Raw genomic sequence first — 21802 nt, forward strand, 5'->3', positions numbered from 1 at the left:
AAAACCGACCTCCTTAAAATTAGATTTTTAGGTCTAACTTTAAGGGGTCGGTTCAAAGGTAATAATTCAACCTTCCGAGGCATTTCTTTTTTAGTGTTATATTATTTTGAACCGATAATAGTTATTGCAGCTGTAATAATTCTTCTTTTAATTCAAAATACTTTTCCGTATAATACGGTGCCATTTGGGATTCCAGCAAATCACCGCCATAGGCTCGACGGCTGACTACGATGATAGGCGGGCTCTGGATTCGTTTGGCCACGGCCAGGCCGGCGAAGGAATTCCACCAACGTTCTAAATCAGCGATAAAGTCGGACGCACTGTCAAAGTAATGAGAAATCGGCTTAGGTAAGTTTAGAATCGCTTCTAAACGATTTTCTTTATACGCGAGCAGTAAATCTTCCGGCGTCATACGATTCCAAGGTTCGATGAAGCTCTTAAATAAACGGTCGTGGTATTCGTACTGCAATGGATCGCCTTGACCTTTGGTGATATCCTGGTTTTCAGATAATTCCGCACTCGGAATGATATCAATAGTGCCTTGGGGGATGACTTCGCGCTTGAAGATTTCACGGTTTAAATAATTGGCTAAATCATAGACCTGATATTTCCAAAGGTCACCGGAGGCGGCTAGGAAACCGGCTAAATCACCATATAGGGTGGCATAACCGATGGTGAATTCCGTCTTATTGCCGTTGCAGGTGAAAGCACCGCCTACAGAAGCAGCGAGACCGGCCAAGATACGAGCAGAGCGGTCGCGGGCTTGGATATTTTCTTTCACAAAGGAGCTAACTTTGACTTGTTCGGAGCCGTTCGGGCCTTCAAAGGTTAATGACTCAAATTGGTTGACGGTGAGCGTTAAACTGTCCTCTACCGGGCAAACGGCATATTGGCAACCTAGATTCTTGGCCAGTTGAGCTGCTAAATCTTTCGTAGCCGTTGAATTGAAGCGGGTCGGCATATTCACCAAATAAATTTGTGATGGATCTAATACGGTCGCATAGAGGGCTGCGTTTAAGGCTGAGTCTATACCGCCGGACACGCCGATGACGATTTTTTTTATGCCTGTTTGCTTTAAGAAGGATTTTAAGCCGTAATGAAGGGCCCGGTAAATTTGAGCAACTTCCAAAGGTGCTTCTGATTTAACAGGCGTTTTAATCACTGTTTGGTTATCGTATAAATCTACTACTTCGTAGCGTGCTTCAGTCGTTACATTTCGGCTATTTTCAGTAATCGGGCTGTCAGCATTTTCAACCGTGGTTGCTTCGCTTGTTTTTGCCATTAAAACAGGCTGTACGGTAGCTTCGTAGGCCGGTAATTGAGCAACTACTTGGCCAGCTTGGTTGTACACCGTGGATTGACCGTCAAAGGTACAAATGGATTTACCATTATTTTGTAAGCCCACAGAATTAATGTAGAAGACAGGCGTTTCTAATTCCTTAGCGCGTTCACTGAATAGGCGATGGCGTCGTTCGTTTTTGCCAAGGGTAAATGGGGACGCTGAAATATTGATAAATGCATCAATCGGCACATCTTGAATGGTGCTCTTATCCGCAAGCGTCGTCGTTGGAGAGAAGGAGTAGTTTTCATCCCAGCTATCTTCACATAAGAGTGGGGCTACATTGAACATTTCGCCGTTTTTAAAAGTAAATGGTAAAAGGCCTAACAACTCCTCAACCGGGCGATGTAACTCTTGAGCTACAGTCGGTAGCGGCGTGAAATAGCGAGCTTCATTGAAGAAGCGATAGTTCGGATTGAGCGTTTTTATAATAAACGGATAGGGCGATTCCTGAGGGGTAATGAGCTCGCCGTTTTGAGCGGCGAAAATAGCGTTAAATTTGCGTGGTCGTCCATCAAAATTGGTTTTGTCAGGATCGAGGCCGACATTGCCGAAGATGACAGCTATATTATCGGTTGACTTGATAATTGTTTCGCCCATGGCTACGCATTCATTGACAAAAGCCGGTTGATCCCATACATCGCCGATGAGATAACCGCTAAGAGCGAGTTCGGGAAGAATTAATAGGTCCAAGCGCAAGGCTTTAGCGTATTCGATCGCTTGTAAAATAATATCTCTGTTTTTACGGGGGTTGCCGGGCGTAATTTCAATTTGGCCCATACCGATGCGTATCATAGGAGCTCCTTATTTTGAAAAAGAGAACAGTTCATAATGTAAAGGTTTATAATGTAAAGATTCATAATGTAAAAATACTGTCTAAGATATATTAGTGCAATATGTCTTAGACAGTTTTATTATACCTTATTTTTCAACGGTAGTGATTTTATTTTTTAAATGAGGCAAATCGGTAATGAAATAGGTGGACAGTAAGGCAATCCAGACAATCGGATTTAAAGTGAGCCAAGCATTTTGAAGACCGTACATATCTGCCAATTTACCGATAAGAGGCGCGACAATGCCACCAAGGGTAATGCCGAGTCCTAAGGTAATACCGGAGGCAAAGCCGATGTTTTTAGCTAAATACACTTGTCCTAAAATAATCATAGGGCTGTATTGGGTAAAAATACCGAAACTTAACGGTAAAATTAGAATCATGGAGAGCCAGTAGGAATCACTTAGAGTAAAGGCCAACATGATAGGCACAAGGGAAATATAGCAATAACGAATGGCTTTAACATAGCCGATGCGATCGGCTAAGGTACCGCCAAGAACGGTAACGATAATACCGCAAACAAAATAAATAGAAAGGGCTAAGTTACCGGATGCCGTTGTTTGACCTAAATGGGTAATCCAATAGATGGGGATAAAGGTGTTAAGTACGGCAAAGCAAATGGAGCGAGCCGCAATGGTAACGAAGAGAATATTGAAACTGCGCCAGTCATTTTGAGCCGTAACGTTGGCAGAGGTTTCTTTTACTTTACGTTCCGCTTTGGCGGCTAATTTATATGGTTTTAATACTAAATAGAGGGTCACTGCCACAATGGCGATAACGGCAAAGATTAAGAGGCTTTTGACGCCCCAAATATAAGCGCTGCTGCCGATGATAGGACCGATGGTAAAACCGGCTTGGCCACCAACAGAAAAATAACTCATGGCCTTGCCTTTTTCTTTACCCGCAATCGCGTTAACCCAACGCGCTGCCTCCGGATGGAACAGGGCTGAGCCGAAACCGGAAATGAGGGCGCACATAATAATGCCCACATAACTGTCTACAAAGGCAATGGAAGCAATACTAAAGCCGCAAATCAGAATTCCCAATGGAACACTTTGCCAAAAGGTTTTTTTATCCGCCAAATAGCCAAAGAATGGTTGGGCAACCGTAGCTAAGGCTGTGTTGAAAAAGATAATAATGGCTACTTGTTCATAGGTGAGCCCGTAATTGGTAATAAATAATGGCAATAGAGCCGGTAATGAACCTTGAGCCGTATCATTAATCATATGGCATATGGCCGGTAAATATTCGTGAGTTTTTTGTATAAATCTATTTTCAGACGGAGTCTGGTTAATACTTATTTCGGTAGACATAAAAGACCTCTTTTTTAAGTTTAATTATTACATCGGATTAGTAATCAACTTTGTAAGTACTAATTATCCGTAACACTCATATTTTATACCTCTTGGCACACTTTTACAAGAAATTTACATACTTGTTTAGGTAAATGATGATTGTTTAGTGATTTATAACGAGAAGCTTTAAAATTTGAATAAACTCTTTTTATTATGTAGTTAATAAGGATAAATGCGAGTATTTTGTGAAAAATACCAATTTTTTTTAAAAAAGTATTATCAATAAAAATATTGTTGTGTTTTCTTGATAAATGAGTATATAATGAGTATTATTTAAAAGTTTTATACGGGGAATAAAATTTTATTATATCTTGTATGGGGTGTTTACTGGAAATAAAAATTAGTTGAGCGTAGAGTATTGAGTAGAATATCGGGCCTAATCCCGACTTATCAGATTATGGAGTAATGAGTGATTGTGTAATTATGCAATTGAGTAAAAGGAGACTTATGGCAACAATTTATCTTATCCGTCATGGTGAAAGTGCAGCAAATGCAGGTCTAAAAACGTTTGGAACGGCAACTATACCTTTAACGCCATTGGGGCAATCTCAAGCGCAAGAAGTGCCGGAACATTTGCCTAATCACTTAGAGTATATTATTCACTCTACGTATTTACGTACTAAAGAAACTGCGAAACCGACGATTAATGCCTATCCGACGGCTACGGTTGAAGAATGGCCGGAAGTTCGTGAATTTACTTATTTAGATCCGGTGAAATGTATGGGGTCGACCATGGCGGAGCGTAAGCCGATGGTGGAAAAATTTTGGGAAACATTGAATCCGGATTTACAAATGCATCCTACGGTAGAATCGTTCGGGCAATTTATTAAGCGTGTTAAGGCCGCCCACTTATTGTTAAATGAACGTTTTGGCGGTAGTCATAAAAATGTTGCCGTATTTACGCATGCATTGTTTATGAAAGCTTTTTTTCAGGTGGCGGAGAAGCCTGATGCTTCGGCTAAACAGCTTATGTCGGAATCTTTTGATTGTCCGGTAATTTATAACTGTGATATTTTTACGTACGAACTTTAAGTACCATTAAGAGTTTATTGAATGTAATATTATAGTAAAACTCGACAATCAATACCCTCCATTCACACAAAATTCTCAAAATATGATATAATATAGCCGATGACTAAGTTAGTGGCAGTGTAGTTAACTGCGATCATATGATGAGGATATTAATGAACATACTCTTAAGTACTTTAAATTCAAAATTTATACATTCGTCGTTGGCGCTCAGGTATTTGCGCGCCTTCGGACGCACTCAAGGACAGGCATATGATATAGTGGAATACACTATTAATATGCCTGTTTTGGATATTATAAGCGATTTAACGGAACATGACGCCGATGTAGTGGGATTTGCCTGCTATATATGGAATATTGATATGACACTCCATGTAGCGTCTTTGTTAAAATCGGTACGACCGGCGGTAAAAATTGTACTGGGCGGTCCGGAAGTATCTTATACGGCTCGCCGTATTTTAGAACAGCATCCGTATATTGATTACATTGTACAAGGTGAAGGGGAAGAAGCTTTTGCCAAATTAACGGCTAAATTGCAAGCCGGAGAATCACCGTTGGAACCGGCTATAACGGGTATATTGGGACGTGAAACCGGAACTGATGTAACCGGCACCAATACTATGGATGTTACAGCGTTGATTGCTAATGTTGGGAACGTTAATTCTTTAAATGAGATATATCCTATTAAAGGTTCTGAAGAAGTGGCGGAAGTAGCCGATTTAGGTACGATTCCATTCCCCTATGATGAATCGGATATGGTAGATTTGGAACATAAGATTATTTACTATGAATCGTCTCGCGGCTGTCCGTTTCACTGTCAGTACTGTTTATCGGGCAATGCCAATACGGTACGATTTTTCCCGCAGGAACGAACCTTTAAAGAATTACAGTGGTTTATTGACCATAAGGTAAAGCAAGTTAAATTTGTAGACAGAACCTTTAACTGCGCCAAGCATTATCATTTACCGCTGATGCAGTGGATCCATGATGCGGATACGGCGACGAATTTCCACTTGGAAATGGAACCGGTTTTGATGGGGCAGGAAGAAGTTGATTTACTCGTCACTGCCCCCAAAGGGCGTATGCAGATTGAAGTAGGTGTTCAGAGCACAAATCCGGAAACACTTAAGGCCATTCAGCGCTATAACAATTGGGCCCATATTTGTGAGGTTATCCGTCCCGTTATCGAAGGTGGGCGAACCCATGTACATATGGACCTCATCGTTGGTTTACCGCATGAGCCTTATGAGCGTTTTGGTGAGTCTTTTAACGATGTGTTTAGTTTGACGCCACATGCTTTGCAAATCGGGTTTCTTAAATTATTACAAGGGTCCGGTTTGGAACGAAGTAAGGATTATGATTATGTATATGATCCGAAGGCACCGTATGAAGTACTGGCTACGCATGTCATGCCTTACGATGAAATACGCTTTTTAAAGCATTTTGAAGATGTGTTTGAGCGTTTTTACAACAGTGAACGGTTGCGCACTGTGTTTGGCTATTTAGGACGACGTTTAATTGCCAATGGCGAAAGTGCCTTCCATTATTTTGAAAATTTGACGAAAGCCTGGCTCGCCCAGAATTTACATCAGCGTAAATTGAATGATCGCGACCAAATGGCTTTTTTACATGATTATTTTGAAAAACAAAATGATGTAATCAGTAAAGAGCTCTTGGAATATGATTGCCTGGTAAGCTTCGGCGGTAAAGTGCGGGGCGATGAATTGGGCCTCCCTAAACAGACTAAGGAATTGTTACAGGCCGGCGAGACGTTCTGGCGTGACGAAGAATTAGTGAAACAGTTTATTCCTAATTATCGCTTTGTAGAATGGCGACGGATTCGTCAAGATTATTGTGAACATACAGTCACATTGGCTACAGCCGTTATATTAGGTGCCATTTCCGAAGCGGAACAGAAGACCTATAAGACAAAGGGGATAGACCGGGTGACGCTAATTATAGATGTAAAACAACGGCAAACGCCGTTTGTAAGACCGGAGGTGGTATTAGTTAATGAGTGATACGACAAAACCGAAACGGTATCGAGCCATATCGGCTTTTTTGAAAGAAAAATATGGAGAAAAAGTATATAAATTGCCTGTAGCCTTACCGTTAACTTGCCCTAATCGTGACGGTTCGGCCGGTGTAGGGGGCTGTGTATTCTGCGGCGAAATCGGGGCGGGCTATGAAAATCTACCGGCCTCTATGACGGTGCAGGAGCAATTGGTGAAGAATATTGCCCATATTGCCCCTAAATATAAAGCGTATAAATACATTCCGTATTACCAAAATTTCAGCAATACGTATTTGGAACCGGAACGTTTCAAAGAATATATGGAGGCAGGTTGCATTGATAGTACGGTTGGCCTTGCCATAGCGACCAGACCTGACTGTATTAACGACACGTACCTAGAGATTCTAAAAGGTATTAAGGAAACATACGGTGTGGATATTTATTTGGAATACGGCTTGCAGTCGGTGAATTACCACACCCTTGAAAAAATCAATCGTGGTCACGGCATGGCGGAGTTCATTGATGCGGTGCTTAGGACTAAACGTTACGGCTTCAGCGTTTGTGCTCATATGATCGTCAATCTGCCGTGGGATACCATGACGGATACGATTGAAGGGGCCAGGATTTTAACGGCACTCGGTGTTGATCAAGTTAAACTGCATGCTCTTTATATTGTAAAGAATACATTAATGGACAAGTGGTATGAAGAGAAACAATTTGAATTAATCAGTGCCGATGAATATATTGAGCGTGTTATTGCTTTTTTACGACATTTAGATAAAAATATAGTCTTACAGCGCTTGGTTGGCCGGGCGCCGGAAGAAAACACCTTGTTTACGAATTGGTCTATGGGCTGGTGGCGTATTCAAGAAGAAATAGAACGACGTATGGATGAACGTGATGTGCGACAGGGGGACTTATGTAACTACTTAAACGGCTCGGCAGTACGTAAATTTTTGTAAAAATGAATAACGAATATTGGCAGATACAATTAATGGCATTTTTATAAAATCCTACAGTTTTATTTATTACAGTTAAAAGGAATAAGGAGAAGAGTATGACGGAACGAACTTTTACGTTTCCCCGCTATGAAATGGCAGCCCCTATTTTGGGGATGCAAGAACGAAATTTAAAGATTATTGTGGAAGAATTACCTTGCCAGGTGGTGAGTCGCGGCGATACGTTGCAACTCAAAGGGGACGATGAAATTGTCAACCATTTTTGGCGTGTCCTGGAAGAACTGGTTTTCCTTTATAAAGAAAGCAGTGCCATTACGGAACAGCAGATTCGTATGGCCGTGCGCATGGTTAAATCCGGTAAGGCCGATTTATTGCATACCATGTTTGAAGATACCATTAATGTGACTATGAAGGGTCGCATGATTACGCCAAAAACGGAAGGTCAGAAGGTGTATGTAGACAGTATTCGTCGCAATACGATTACTTTTGGCATCGGACCGGCCGGTACGGGTAAAACGTTCCTAGCCGTAGCACTGGCTGCTTTTTACTTAAAAAATCGCGATGTAGAGCGTATTATTTTAACGCGTCCGGCCGTTGAAGCCGGTGAAAAGCTTGGTTATTTGCCTGGCGATTTAAAGGAAAAGGTGGATCCCTATTTGAGACCACTCTATGACGCATTAAATGATATGTTCGGCTTGGAACAGGTTGACCGTTTCATGCTACGCGGTATCATCGAAGTGGCTCCACTCGCTTACATGCGCGGCCGTACTTTGGAAAACGCCTTTATCATTTTGGACGAAGCACAGAACACGACACCGGAACAAATGAAGATGTTCTTAACCCGTTTGGGTAACAACTCTAAGATGGTTATTAACGGTGACCGCACCCAGATCGACTTACCGGGACGCATGGTGTCAGGCCTTATTGAGGCGGAAAATGTACTTACGGGCCTAGCCGGCATTTCCATGGTTCACTTTACCGATGCGGACGTAGTTCGTCATGACCTGGTAAGTAAGATTATTCGCGCGTATGAACGGTATGAAGTGAAACGAACCGGGCGTGATTTAAATAAACCGCTTAGTAAACAAAAGAACGATAAAACGGATAAGCAAGCTAAGGCGGATAAAACGGTAAAAAATGATTCAACCGATGTAATCGCAAAAGAGTTTGATACACCGGTTCAAAAGACGGATACTACACAAGAGGAAGGTCGGTGAAACCTATGATAGTTACAATCAGTTATGCAGAAGGCATGGAACCTGTTGAAGGTGATAAAACGGCAGCCCTTAATGAAGAAATTATTCAAAAAGTTTGCGGCGAAGTGAGCGAAGTATATGGTCTCAGCGATGAAGAAGAGCTCAGTGTATTACTTTGTAACAATGAAGTAATCCATCAGCTCAATAAAGAGTATCGCGGCATCGACCGTCCAACCGATGTCTTGTCTTTTGCCCTCAATGAAGGGGACGAAATTGATATGGAAGTGGAAACTCATTTGATTGGCGATTTGATTATTTCCTTGGAACGAACAGCCGAACAGGCTGAAGAATACGGCCATCCGTTTGAACGGGAATTGGCATATTTAACAGTTCATGGTTGTTTACATATTTTGGGTTATGATCATATGACGGATGAAGATAAAGCGGAAATGCGCCGCGAAGAAGAGTTCGTATTGGGCAATTTAGGTTATGTGCGGGAGGATGCACCATATAATGAATAAAGATAAACATTTTAAATCCGGTTTTGTAGCAGTGGTAGGGCGTCCGAATGTGGGCAAATCCACATTAATCAATGCGCTCATTGGCAATAAAATTGTGATTGTTTCCGATAAAGCGCAGACGACGCGTAATCGCATCGTTTGTGTGTACATGGATGAGAAAAAACAGATTGTGTTTATGGATACGCCGGGGATTCATAAGCCGAAACACAAATTGGGTGAATTCATGGTAAAAGCGGCCGTAGACTCGCTAAAAGAAGTAGAAGCCGTTTTATTCTTGGTGGCAGGCAATGAAAAACGCGGGCCCGGGGACAATTTCATCATCGAACAGCTTAAGAATGTGGATGTACCGGTATTCTTGGTAATCAATAAGATTGACACTTTGTCCAAAGAACAAATTTTGGAAACTATCGTAGAATATCAGAATTTATATCCCTTTGAAGGGATTATTCCTATTTCTGCCCTTGAAAAGGATAATATCCATGAAGTATTGGACGTATTGGAAAAAGTATTACCGGAAGGTCCGCAGTACTTCCCGGAAGATATGATTACGGATCAGCCGGAACGTCTTATTATTGCCGATATTGTGCGTGAAAAAATTTTGCTTAAAACGCGTGAAGAAATTCCGCATGCTATCGCTGTTGATGTAGATGAGATGAAACAACGTCCCGACGGCACCACTTACATTCGTGCAACTATCTATTGCGAACGGGACTCGCAAAAGGGTATAATAATCGGTAAAAAAGGAAATATGTTGCGTGAATTAGGGGCTGAAGCGAGAACGGATGTAGAACGCTTATTGGCCACCAAAGTTTACCTCGATTTATGGGTAAAAGTTAAAAAGGATTGGCGCAACAAATCAGGCATGTTGTCTGAATTTGGTTATGAATAGAAAGGAATGATTGGTATAGATACCCCCCTAGGGGCCGCCATATTATTGATAGGGTTGGCCGTAGTTTGTATTGTAATGATTAATATTTTAGTTTTGGCAAAATTTTCATTCGCAAGGCTCAGTGAAGAGCATTTGGATGATATTGAAGATTTAAGTGAAGTGGCCAAAGCGTATTTGCGAAATTTGTATAAACGACCGGCTCGGTTTATTAATACGGCGCAATTTTTGATTCTGTTTTTTATCGTACTCCTTGCCGGCGTTGGCAGTGCTTTGATAGCACCGTTTATTGCAGATTGGGAGCGATTGTTTGAGGTCGAAACTGATTGGCTGGCCGGTATTATCGATTTTATAGTGATAGCCTTGATTGCGTTATCCATCCTGACTTTCGGTGAAATTATTCCTAAAGCATTGGGTTTATCTTTCCCGATTCGCTATATCCGTTGGACTGCCAAGATAGTTATGGGCGTAGGCTTTATAGCTACACCGTTAGTATGGGTGGCGGAAAAAGTGAGCGCTATCTTCTTAAAGAGCTTCGGCACGTTGTACAAAAACGAACTGGACTTAGTGCATACGGAAGAAGAAATTCGTATGATGGTTAACCGATCTCATTCGGAAGGTAAGCTTGACCATGTGGAGGGCGAGCTTATCGATAATGTATTTGACTTTGTGGAGCGCATGGCTCGTGAAGTTATGATTCCTCGTCAAGATGTAGATTGCATCTACGTGGAAGATGACTTTGAAGAAACCTTAAAAATTATTTCTGAAACAAGTCATACCCGTTATCCCCTTTGTATGGAAGATAAGGATCATGTAATCGGCCTTGTTCATATTAAGGATTTAATGGAGCAAAAAGAAAAGGCTCGGAAAGATTTACGCTTAGTTCGTCGCGATATTTTGACCGTACCGGAAGTCATGAAGCTTTCCGTACTCTTACAATATATGCGTACCCGTCGAATTTATCAGGCTGTTGTAGTTGATGAATACGGCGGTATGGTGGGTCTTGTTTGCCTCGAAGATATTATCGAAGAGCTCGTTGGCGACATTAAAGATGAGCATGAAACAGATTTACCGGCTGTAGTCATCAATGATGACGGCACCTTCGATTTTGACGGCAAAGTCCTTGTGGACGAAGTGGAATATGCTATGCATGTTGACTTCGATGAGCCGGAAGAAGATACTATCGGCGGTTATATCTTCGGTATGCTGGAACGTACGCCGGTTGTAGGCGATACGGTTGAGCTTTCCGGTTATGTTTTCACCGTTACAGAAATGCAAGGGTATCGCATTGCCCGTCTCAAAGCGGCACCGGTACCACCGGTTGAAGAAGAGACTGAAGCTGAGCCTAAGGAGCAGGATAAGGAAAAGGAGTAATACCCTATGAAAGGTCAAAATACGATAAATTGTGATGCGGTGGTCTTATATCGCCGTAAACGCAAGACCTATTCAGTAGTAACGTTTTTGACAAAACAACGTGGTATTCTTCATTGCTCCATCCCGCAACGGCGTTGGCAGACGCTTAAAAATGCCGGTTATTTACAGCCTTTCAGTCAGGTGTATATTACCTTATTGCCGAATGGTGAGTATTACGATTTACAGCAACTGGACGGTCGTTATTTAGTTCGCTCCATCGAAACCGATTTAGACAGCATTTGCTATGCTGCCTTTGCGGGGGAGTTTATCAGCACCGCCTTTGCTGCGGAAGAACGAGATATAAATCTTTATACTTTGGTTGTGCGATTTTCGGAGTTAATTCGTACGAAGCCGGTGCCGTTAGCCGTTATCTTACTGGGTTGGCAACTACTTAGTCTGGCCGGCTTTGTGCCATCCGCTAAAGCCTATCAACAGGCGGACGGGGTAGCTCGGTTTGTCAAAGAATTCACAGACACAACTGGCTTTACTTTGTCGCGAACGGCGCAAGATGCGATAGGGCAGATTTTGCTCTATGATTGGCAGGATACCACATCGGTTCAATTGCCCCGTACATTGTGGCGCGAGTTGGAGCGTGCGCTTTTTGCCTATACAACGATACAGTTGGGGCAAGAACTCAGTTCTTTGCGATTCTTACATGAAATGAAGGCGAAAGCTTTTGATTAGCAATGGCTTTAATAATAGTTAGTAAGTTACGCATATAATTATTACTATATAAGCAATTTTTGACCGAGGACATATGTTTTTGGTTGACAATATAAACGGGAATTGGTATGGTAACAGAAGTTAGTGTCCTAAAGGGCCACCATGTTAGGAGGAACGAACATGACATTTCAAGAAATAATTTTAAATCTGCAAAAATTCTGGGCAGAGCAAGGTTGTATTTTACAACAGCCTTATGATATGGAAAAAGGGGCCGGTACAATGAACCCGGCGACTTTTTTACACGCTATCGGACCTGAACCTTGGGCCGTTTGCTATGTGGAACCATCCCGTCGTCCGGCGGATGGCCGTTATGGTGACAATCCAAACCGTTTGTTCCAACATCATCAATTCCAGGTTATCGTTAAACCATCGCCTGAAAATATTCAGGAGTTGTATTTAAAAAGCTTGGAAACTTTGGGGATTCATGCGAAAGACCATGATATCCGCTTCGTAGAAGACAACTGGGAATCGCCAACTTTAGGCGCTTGGGGTCTCGGCTGGGAAGTTTGGCTCGACGGCATGGAAGTAACGCAGTTTACTTACTTCCAACAAGTGGGCAGTATCGATGTAAAACCGGTATCTGTAGAAATTACGTATGGTTTGGAACGTTTGGCTATGTATATTCAGGGCGTAGAAAACGTGTATGATTTGAAATGGAATGAAAATGTAACGTATGGCGATATTTGGCATCTTAATGAAGTGGAACAGTCTGCTTACAGCTTCGATTTAGCCGATACGGATATGTTATTCACTTTGTTTGAAATGTATGAAAAAGAAGCTAAACGCATTTGTGAAGAAGGCTATATTTTGCCGGCTTACGACTATGTGTTAAAATGCTCGCACACGTTTAACTTATTAGATTCTCGCGGCGCCATCAGTATCAGCGAACGTACCGCTTTCATCGGTCGTGTACGCAGTCTTGCTCGTATTTGCGCTCAGGCATACTTGGATAAACGTGAAGAATTAGGGTTCCCACTCTTGAAAGGAGATAAGTAATATGGCTGAAGATGTATTATTTGAAATTGGTGCTGAGGAAATACCGGCCGGCGCCATGCCCGGCATTTTAGCACAGCTTAAATCCTTAACGGAAACTAAATTGCAGGAACATCATTTAAAATATGAAGTGATTCGCACTATGGGCACACCACGCCGTATTACCTTAATGGTTGATGGTGCAGCGGATATGTCCGAAGAATTGAGCGAACGCCATAAAGGACCTTCCGCAGCTATCGCTTATGATGCAGATGGCAATCCGACAAAAGCCGCTATCGGCTTTGCCCGCGGTAAAGGCCTTGATGTAGCCGACTTAGTAGTAGAAGACGGTTATATTTACGCTGAAACCAAAACAGCCGGTGTTAAAGCTATGGATATTTTCACACAAATCTTGCCTGAATTAATTCATGGTTTAAGTTTCCCTAAATCTATGCATTGGGGCGATTTGGATGATAAATTCATTCGTCCGGTTCGTTGGATTTTGGCTTTATTGGGCACCGCCGTAATTCCGGTGGAATTTGCCGGTGTTCGTTCCTCCAACTTCAGCCGTGGCCATCGTTTCTTAGGTGAACGCGGTGTGCTTGTACAGCATCCGGCTGATTATATCAAAAACTTGGAAGATAACTTTGTTATCGTGGATCAAGATAAACGCCGTGACATGATTAGTAAACAACTTCATGATTTGGCTGATTCTAAAAATGCTACCATCGTATGGGACGACGATTTATTGGAAGAAGTTTTATACTTGGTAGAATATCCGACAGCTCTTTGCGGTACTTTCGATGAAAGTTACTTGGCATTGCCGGATGCTGCGGTTATTACGCCGATGAAAGACCATCAGCGTTATTTCCCATTGGTATCCAAAGACGGTAAATTATTGCCAATGTTCCTTACCGTTCGCAATGGCGACAGCCATAGTCTTGATGTGGTAACAGCCGGTAACGAACGCGTATTGCGTGCTCGTTTGGACGATGCTAAATTCTTCTTTAATGAAGATCGTAAAAAAGCCTTGGCCGATCGTTCTGAAGGCCTTAAGAAAATCGTATTCCAAGAAGGTCTCGGTAATTTAGCTGATAAAACTGAACGTTTATTAGCCTTAGGTGCTGAATTCGGTGAAGCTTGCGGCCTTGGTGAAGACGCCATGGTTGAACTTGAACGAGCTACCGTATTGGCAAAAACGGACTTAACAACCGGCATGGTAACTGAATTCACTGAATTACAGGGCATTATCGGTAAAGAATATGCTTTGCTCGACGGTGAATCCGGTGAAGTGGCGGAAGCTATTTTTGAACAATATTTGCCACGTTTTGCCGGCGATATTTTGCCTGAAACTCCGGCCGGTAAAGTGCTCAGCATTATCGACAAAGTTGACAATATTGTGGCTACTTTCAGCCGCGGCTTAATTCCAACCGGCTCCCAGGACCCTTATGCACTTCGTCGTCAGACTATCGGCGTATTGAATATTTTAAGCAATAGTGCTTGGAATGTTTCTTTAGAACCGTTATGGCGCCAGGATTTAACATTGTTAGGCGTTCCGGAAGCTAAACACGATGAAATCGTAGGACAGTTGAATAACTTCTTTGCCCTTCGTTTGAAAAATATTTACCTCGATCATGAAGTGCCGCACAATGTTATTGAATTGGTATTATCCAATCCGACTGTTACCGTAACTCAGGCTGACGGCCTTGTTAAAGCTATTATGGCTCATCGTATCGATGAAAATGTAGAACTCGTTCAGGCTTATACGCGTATGTATAACTTGGTTAAAAACGAAAGCTATAAGGCTGTGGATGATTTGTTATTCAGTGACGAAGCTGAAAAAGCATTATTCAAAGAAGCGGTTCTTGCTTATGAAAATTCACAAACAGCCCTTGAAAACAAGGATTATGATAAAGTAGTAGCTATTCCTGAAACCTTGGTACCGGCTATTAATAAATTCTTTGAAGATGTTATGGTTATGGTCGACGATGAAGCGGTTAAAGCCAATCGTTTACAATTAGTGCGTTTGGCCTATGAATCCATGGCTGTTATCGGGGATGTAAGTACTTTAAAATAAAACTAAATTACAATATCAAATTGAACACGTTCAAAACAAGATATAAGTACTTAAAAAATTTAGAATAAATCTGAAAGAGAGAGCAGATTTATATGATTTGGGGATGTTAATATGAATACTTTTATGCGAGCGGCCTTAACCGTTTTGGTAGGGCTTGTTATATGGTTTTTACCTCACACCGAGGCCATTAAGCCGGAAGGTTGGCAATTGTTGGCTATTTTTATAGCCACTATTGCAGGCTTTATTCTGCGCCCCTGGCCTACGGGGATTATGGCGATTTTTGGCGTTGTTGCTGCCGTAGCGACTAAATCTATCACTATGGTACAAGCTTTGGGCGGTTACGCGGAAGCTAATGTATGGCTCATCGTGGCAGCTGTATTTTTCTCCCGCGGCATCATTAATTCCGGCCTCGGCAAGCGGATTGCGTATACCTTAATTCATTTATTCGGTACCAGTTCGTTGAAGCTATCCTATGCGTTAGCCTGTGCAGATTTGATTATATCGCCGGCAACGCCGTCAAATACGGCCCGTGGGGGGCGGGATTATTTTCCCGATTGTGCAAAATGTTTCACTGTCCTTCGGATCCAATCCACACGACAGCTCGTCCCGCAAAATCGGTGCCTTTTTGATGACTACGGCTCACACCATTAATACGATTACCGTTACTATTTTCTTAACGGCTTGTAGCGGTAACTTATTGATTACCTCCTTAGGGGCCAAGCTATTCGGTTATGATATTTCCTGGTGGGAATGGTTTCAGGCGGGCGTGATTCCCGGTGTGATTTGTATGATTTTAATGCCGTGGTTCATTTATAAAATCTATCCGCCTGAAATTAAAGCGACGCCGGAAGCACCGGCGATGGCACAAAAAGAGCTGGATAAGTTAGGACCTATCACCAAGAGTGAAATTTATGTGGCTTTGATTTTTGTGGCTTGTATCATTTTATGGGCTACAGCTATCTGGACTAAATTGCATCCAACGGCTGTCGCTTTAATCGGCGTTCTTGCCTGTGTTGTGACGGGCTCATTAACGTGGGATGATATATTGGGCGAAAAAACGGCTTGGGATATACTCATCTGGATGGGTACCCTCATCGGTATGGCCGGGCTCCTTGGTAAGTTAGGCGTTGTTGCAGTATTTGCGGATTTCGTAAGTAACTTCCTGAAAGGGTATGACTGGTTCTGGGCCTCTTTCTTTGTATCAGCGGCTTTCGTGTATTCTCAATATTTCTTTGCCAGCGGCACCGCTCGCATTACCGCTTTGTTCTCCGCTTTTGCGGCTATTTTGGTGGCGATGGGGGCTCCTATACCGTTTACCATCTTGTTATTCGGTTTGATGAACAGCCCGGGCTGTACGTTGACACATTACAGCTCCGGCGTAACGCCGATTTTCTTCGGTGTCGGCTATGTACCGCAGGGTACGTGGTGGTGCGTTGGCCTGGCTATTTCGGTTGTGAGTTTCTTAATTCACTTCTGGGGCGGCGTATTGGGTATGAAACTATTCGGCATACTCTAATTGGGCTGAAGTCATTCGTAAGTAGCGAAAATATAGGGCTGATGGAAATAGTTGGCCGCAGTAAAAATTTTACAAAAATAGACTTGCTATATATAGTTAGTATGTGATATTATAGTACTGTTATTTTGAGATAGTCCGCTGCCTATGAGGTATGGGTAAGAATGTCTACAATAAGGAGGAAAAAAAGTGAACATTATTAACGTAATTGAGCAAGAACAGCTTCGTGCAGACATTCCTGCATTCCGCGCCGGCGACACCGTTCGTGTACACGTAAAAGTTGTCGAAGGCACACGTGAACGTATCCAGGTTTTTGAAGGCTTGGTTATTAACCGTCAAGGCGGTAGCGTTCGTGAAACTTTCACTGTTCGTCGTATTGCTTCCGGTGTGGGTGTAGAACGTACATTCCCACTTCACAGCCCACGTTTGGCTAAAATCGAAGTTATGCGTCGTGGTGTGGTTCGTCGTGCTAAGTTGTATTACTTACGTAATCTCACTGGTAAAGCTGCGCGTATTCGCGAAAAACGCTAATTTCACAAATAAAGGGTTGCCGTTGGCAGCCCTTTATTTTTTGCATGTTATAATATAGTTAGTGAAAAACTAGCGAGTGATGAGTAAATAATTAGCGAGTGATGAGTGACCAATTAGTTAGCAATTAGTTAGCACTGCATTAAATTACACGAATTGCATAAATTAAAAATATTCTGATTATTATACATGTGTGCTACGTTATATGTCAGTATATATAAACTGAGGCGATATATAACGTACGAATATTTTTATTATTTTTTACTGTGGCATAAAGATACGTGTATAAAAATCAGTTAAAGATGAACGATTAAGCTTAAAGGAGGCGATACCATGGCAGATACAAAACAGGATATATTTCCGGTCGTACATTGGTTCCCGGGGCATATGGCGAAAGCCACCCGCATGATAAAGGAATATGTCAAAAAAGTAGACGTTGTCATCGAGTTGTTGGATGCTCGGATTCCACGGAGTAGTGCCAATCCCGTAATCAGTGAAGTAGTGGGCCAAAAACCACATATCGTCGTGTTAAATAAGTCCGATTTGGCTAATCCGCAAGCAACTAAAGAATGGGTTGCTTATTTCGAAAGCCAAGGTGCTACCGTATTGGCAATTGATTCCAAAACCGGTAAGGGGAATAAGCAGTTAGTCAAAGCTGTTGAACGTCTGGCCCAGCCGATTATCGACAAATGGAAGAATAAAGGCATTCGCAGCCGTTCCGTGCGTACTATCATTCTTGGTATTCCCAATGTAGGGAAATCTACCTTGATTAATAAATTGGCCGGTGCTGCCGCTACTCGCACGGCGGATAAACCGGGTCATACCAGAGGTCAACAGTGGGTTAAAATCGGTAAGGATTTGGAACTTCTCGATACGCCGGGCGTATTGTGGCCTAAATTGGAAGATCAGCGTGCCGCTGCTCGGCTGGCTATGACCGGTGCTATTTCAGATGATGTGTATGACCTTGAATCGGTAATGAAACAATTACTTAATCAGGTCAATGAAGCGCAACCCGGTTTATTAGCGGAACGCTATAAATTAAAACCGGAAGAGTTAGGCGATGCCGATACATTGTTAGAAAATATCGGCCGTCGTCGCGGTTGTTTAGTAAGTGGCGGTATCGTCGATTTAGACAAGGCGCGACGCATTGTGCTCACCGATTATAGGAATCAGAAGCTTGGCAATTTAACATTGGATAGTGTCAATGAAGAACCGTTAACTAAAGAGGACGAAACTAAGCATGACGAAGAATGAATTTGAGGCCTTAACGGTAAAAGAAATTAAAACCCTTTTGGAAACCACTCAATTTGAGTTTGATGTTCTCTTGTGGGCTCAGGAAGATTCCCGATCTTCGGTTCGTAAGTTGGCCGCTGCTTACGTGATGCGTCAGAAGAAGCAATTAGCGGAATTTCAGCGTTTGAATGCACTTTATACGTATGAAAACAGCTTCTATGAAGAAGGTATTTTTGAAGTGGCCGGTGTTGATGAAGTTGGGCGCGGTCCCATTGCGGGGCCGGTTACAGTGGCTGCTGTAATTTTACCGCCAAATGCTCAAATCGAAGGCCTTAATGATTCTAAAAAGATTGCACCGCATAAACGGGAGCTTATTTATGATGAAATTATGCGCCAAGCCGTTGCGGTTAGTTGCATTTCGTATGGTCCTGAAAAAATTGACGAGCTCAATATTTATCGGGCTACGCAGACGGCTATGTGTGAAGCAATTAATACCTTAAAGGTGCCGGCGAAGGCAGTCCTGGTAGATGCTATGCCATTGCCGGAGCTTGCAGTTCCTGTAGAATCACTCGTTAAGGGTGATTCTAAAAGTGCTTCCATTGCGGCCGCATCAATTGTGGCTAAAGTAACACGCGATCGTTATATGGAATCCTTGGAGGATGAATATCCGGGTTATGGTTTTGCCATTCACAAGGGCTATTTTACGCCGCTCCATAAAGAAGCCTTGGAATTGCAAGGCATAACTCCGCTCCACCGCAAAAGTTTTGAACCCATTAAAAGCATGGTAGGTTTTGAATATCCGTCAAAAAGTAAATAGAATCCTATGTTGGAAAACCGGTCCTATGGCCGGTTTTTTGCATTCTCTATGTATAACTTTAGTTGCGTAATAGTTGAATGATTAATATTCAAAAACGAATAAATATTCTAAATGGAATAGAACAATTAATTGGTTTTTGTCAAGTGGTGTGCTGCTACGAAAGGTCGATTTTAAAAAGAGGTTTGAAGTACAAGGATTTACAGTTCCTTCAATAACTGATAAGGTAATAAACAGATACTATACAATGTTTTGGACAAAGAGAAACCATAATTGAGCACCATATGGAATCTGGTTTACATAGAAATCGGGAGGCTGTTATTTTTGACTAACAAAGAATTGGGACAGTATGGGGAATCAAAAGCATGTGAATATTTATGCTCTAATGAATATGAGTTAGTGGCCCGTAATGTGCGGACTCGTTATGGAGAGTTAGACATTATTGCCAAAAAAGCGGGAATTTTGATTGTCATAGAAGTAAAAACGCGGCGCAGTAAGAAGTACGGTCTTCCCTGTGAGGCTGTTACAGCATTAAAGCAAAATCATATTCGACGCAGTACGGAACTTTATTTAGAGCAGTACAGTAGTGGGGATATACCGGTTCGTTTTGATGTTATTGAAGTCTATGTATTTCATAATGATCGATTTCAAATACGCCATTTAAAAGGCTGTTTTTGTTAAATAAAAAGCTTATTTTATTGAATAAATGGGAATCATCGGGTATTTATAGGGAATGCCGTATTTATAGGGATGCCGGGGGTTATAGGAATGCCGGTGTTTATAGGGATGCCGAGGTTTATAGGGGATGTTAGGGTATGTATGCAAAAACTAAAGGAATCGTTTTATATGGTTTGGCTGCCAAAGTGGTGACCGTTGAAGTCGATATAGCAAGGGGATTGCCTTGTTTTGAAATAGTAGGTTTGCCTACGGCCGCAGTAAGAGAGGCCAAAGAACGGGTTCGGGCGGCCATTCGCAATGCAGGCTTTGAGTTTCCCATGAAACGGATTGTCATTAATTTAGCACCGGCGGATATTCGTAAAGACGGCTCAGGCCTCGATTTAGCCATCGCTATGGGCGTTTTATTGGCTTCGGAGGCTATTCCGTTTAATACCGACCAAAGAGAGGATTTGGCTGAAAATACGATATTTATTGGGGAACTATCCTTAGAGGGACGTTTAAAAGGGACGACCGGTGCTTTGGCATTGGCTCTCGGTGCAAGAGAACAAAACATACAAAAACTGTATACCGCGCCGGATAATGGTATCGAAATGAAGCATGGTTTCGGTGGTGATGTGGTGGTGGCTTCGAGCCTTAAAGATTTGGTAGCTATGGTTCTTGGGAAAATACCGGAGATTATGGCAAAACCCGCAACACAAGGTACTCATTCGTTGCAGCGACTGGCCGATTTTTCAGAGGTAAAAGGTCAGATTATAGCCAAAAAAGCCCTTGAGATAGCCGCCGCCGGTGGTCATCACGTACTGCTTACCGGTTCGCCGGGGGCCGGTAAAACTATGCTGGCTAAAGCTATGCCGTCCATATTGCCGCCTTTGACCGAAGAAGAACAGCTCAGCATCAGCCGCATCTATAGTGTGGCCGGTTTATTGCCGACGGAAGGCCTGATGCAGGTACGACCATTTCGCAGTCCTCATCATACTATTACGTTGGCCGGCATGGCCGGAGGTGGGAGTATTCCGAAACCCGGTGAGTTAACGTTGAGTCATGAAGGTGTTTTATTTTTAGATGAAGCACCGGAATTTTCTCGGTCGGTACTGGAAGTTTTGCGCCAACCTTTGGAAGAAGGGGTTATCCATATTTCGAGAGCCAATGGTACATTCTCGTATCCGTGCCGCTTCATTTTATTGATGGCGATGAACCCCTGTCCGTGTGGCTGGCATGATGGTGGTGAAGGTCATACTTGTACTTGTACACCGTGGCAAATTGAAAGTTATGTTAAACGCTTATCGGGACCGCTATTGGATAGAATCGATATGGTGATTCATGTAACGAGACCTACTTATGAAGAATTACAAGCTGTTGGTGATGCTGAAACGTCAGCAACCATTCGTGAACGTGTTATCAGCGCTCGTGAAATTCAACGAAAACGTTCTATAGCGTTACATTTTAGTGACGGTAATCGAGTCTTGCTTAATAGTGAACTAAGTCATAGACAGTTGATGCTTGCCTGTGAGGTAACCGATGAAGCGCAGCAAGTCTTAGCACAGACTTTTCAAAATTTAGACATTAGCATACGCAGCTATGACAAGATTTTACGAGTAGCTAGGACTATTGCCGATTTGGCCGGCGCAGAACGGGTAGATATTTCACACGTAGCGGAAGCATTGAGCTACCGCATGTAAGAGCTAACGAGGTTAAATAATAAGGTAAACATCAAATAGAG

17 protein-coding genes and 1 pseudogene are annotated in these 21802 nt (G+C 42.5%); 16 read left to right on the top strand and 2 right to left on the bottom strand.

Translation table 11 applies throughout. The features are described 5' to 3' along the window. Window positions 1–121: 121 nt before the first annotated feature. Window positions 122–2134, bottom strand: coding sequence for an NAD(+) synthase (nadE, locus tag MXE28_RS00650; protein WP_021841077.1), 2013 nt, complete (start codon window positions 2132–2134; stop codon window positions 122–124). A 126-nt stretch (window positions 2135–2260) separates the two neighbouring features. Then, window positions 2261–3484, bottom strand: coding sequence for an MFS transporter (locus tag MXE28_RS00655; protein WP_021841076.1), 1224 nt, complete (start codon window positions 3482–3484; stop codon window positions 2261–2263). A gap of 489 nt (window positions 3485–3973) precedes the next feature. On the opposite strand from MXE28_RS00655, the gene MXE28_RS00660 reads away from it, so the two are divergent. The 16 genes and pseudogenes from MXE28_RS00660 to MXE28_RS00735 all read left to right on the top strand — a co-directional run bounded on the left by MXE28_RS00660 (window position 3974) and on the right by MXE28_RS00735 (window position 21761). After that, a complete protein-coding gene (locus tag MXE28_RS00660; RefSeq protein ID WP_247239701.1) occupies window positions 3974–4558 on the top strand; it encodes a histidine phosphatase family protein in 585 nt (194 codons plus the stop codon). 152 nt (window positions 4559–4710) lie between these two features. After that, complete coding sequence (locus MXE28_RS00665; protein WP_247239702.1) at window positions 4711–6576, top strand: B12-binding domain-containing radical SAM protein; 1866 nt, start codon at window positions 4711–4713, stop codon at window positions 6574–6576. Beyond that, entirely contained in the window at window positions 6569–7531 is a 963-nt protein-coding gene (locus MXE28_RS00670; protein WP_247239703.1) for a TIGR01212 family radical SAM protein, read from the top strand. The genes MXE28_RS00665 and MXE28_RS00670 overlap by 8 nt, the downstream gene beginning before the upstream one ends. Window positions 7532–7626: 95 nt before the next feature. Next, a complete protein-coding gene (locus tag MXE28_RS00675) occupies window positions 7627–8745 on the top strand; it encodes a PhoH family protein (protein ID WP_247239704.1) in 1119 nt (372 codons plus the stop codon). Between the two features lie 5 nt (window positions 8746–8750). Beyond that, entirely contained in the window at window positions 8751–9245 is a 495-nt protein-coding gene (ybeY, locus tag MXE28_RS00680; protein WP_226974054.1) for an rRNA maturation RNase YbeY, read from the top strand. Further along, complete coding sequence (gene era / locus MXE28_RS00685; protein WP_021841070.1) at window positions 9238–10134, top strand: GTPase Era; 897 nt, start codon at window positions 9238–9240, stop codon at window positions 10132–10134. Before ybeY ends, era begins: the two co-directional genes overlap by 8 nt. Before the next feature lie 6 nt (window positions 10135–10140). Further along, the gene (locus tag MXE28_RS00690) at window positions 10141–11505 is read left to right on the top strand and encodes a hemolysin family protein (RefSeq protein ID WP_021841069.1); all 1365 of its coding nucleotides are present in this window, start codon (window positions 10141–10143) and stop codon (window positions 11503–11505) included. Window positions 11506–11511: 6 nt separating this feature from the next. Further along, entirely contained in the window at window positions 11512–12228 is a 717-nt protein-coding gene (locus MXE28_RS00695; protein WP_021841068.1) for a DNA repair protein RecO C-terminal domain-containing protein, read from the top strand. Between the two features lie 159 nt (window positions 12229–12387). Then, on the top strand, window positions 12388–13263 hold the full coding sequence (gene glyQ / locus MXE28_RS00700; RefSeq protein WP_021841067.1) for a glycine--tRNA ligase subunit alpha: 876 nt from the start codon (window positions 12388–12390) through the stop codon (window positions 13261–13263). 1 nt (window position 13264) lies between these two features. Continuing rightward, window positions 13265–15316, top strand: coding sequence for a glycine--tRNA ligase subunit beta (glyS, locus tag MXE28_RS00705; protein WP_021841066.1), 2052 nt, complete (start codon window positions 13265–13267; stop codon window positions 15314–15316). A gap of 111 nt (window positions 15317–15427) precedes the next feature. Then, window positions 15428–16832: pseudogene (locus MXE28_RS00710) on the top strand (DASS family sodium-coupled anion symporter). A gap of 186 nt (window positions 16833–17018) precedes the next feature. After that, window positions 17019–17360, top strand: coding sequence for a 50S ribosomal protein L19 (gene rplS, locus MXE28_RS00715; RefSeq protein WP_021841063.1), 342 nt, complete (start codon window positions 17019–17021; stop codon window positions 17358–17360). Between the two features lie 330 nt (window positions 17361–17690). Then, window positions 17691–18611, top strand: coding sequence for a ribosome biogenesis GTPase YlqF (gene ylqF / locus MXE28_RS00720; protein ID WP_021841062.1), 921 nt, complete (start codon window positions 17691–17693; stop codon window positions 18609–18611). Beyond that, entirely contained in the window at window positions 18598–19407 is an 810-nt protein-coding gene (locus MXE28_RS00725) for a ribonuclease HII (RefSeq protein ID WP_247239706.1), read from the top strand. The genes ylqF and MXE28_RS00725 overlap by 14 nt, the downstream gene beginning before the upstream one ends. A gap of 321 nt (window positions 19408–19728) precedes the next feature. Beyond that, window positions 19729–20085, top strand: coding sequence for a YraN family protein (locus MXE28_RS00730; RefSeq protein WP_021841060.1), 357 nt, complete (start codon window positions 19729–19731; stop codon window positions 20083–20085). 134 nt (window positions 20086–20219) lie between these two features. After that, window positions 20220–21761, top strand: a complete 1542-nt coding sequence (locus MXE28_RS00735; RefSeq protein WP_226974041.1) for a YifB family Mg chelatase-like AAA ATPase — start codon at window positions 20220–20222, stop codon at window positions 21759–21761. Window positions 21762–21802: the final 41 nt, after the last annotated feature.

This window comes from Veillonella sp. KGMB01456, assembly GCF_023051165.1.
Taxonomy (GTDB): Bacteria; Bacillota; Negativicutes; order Veillonellales; family Veillonellaceae; genus Veillonella_A.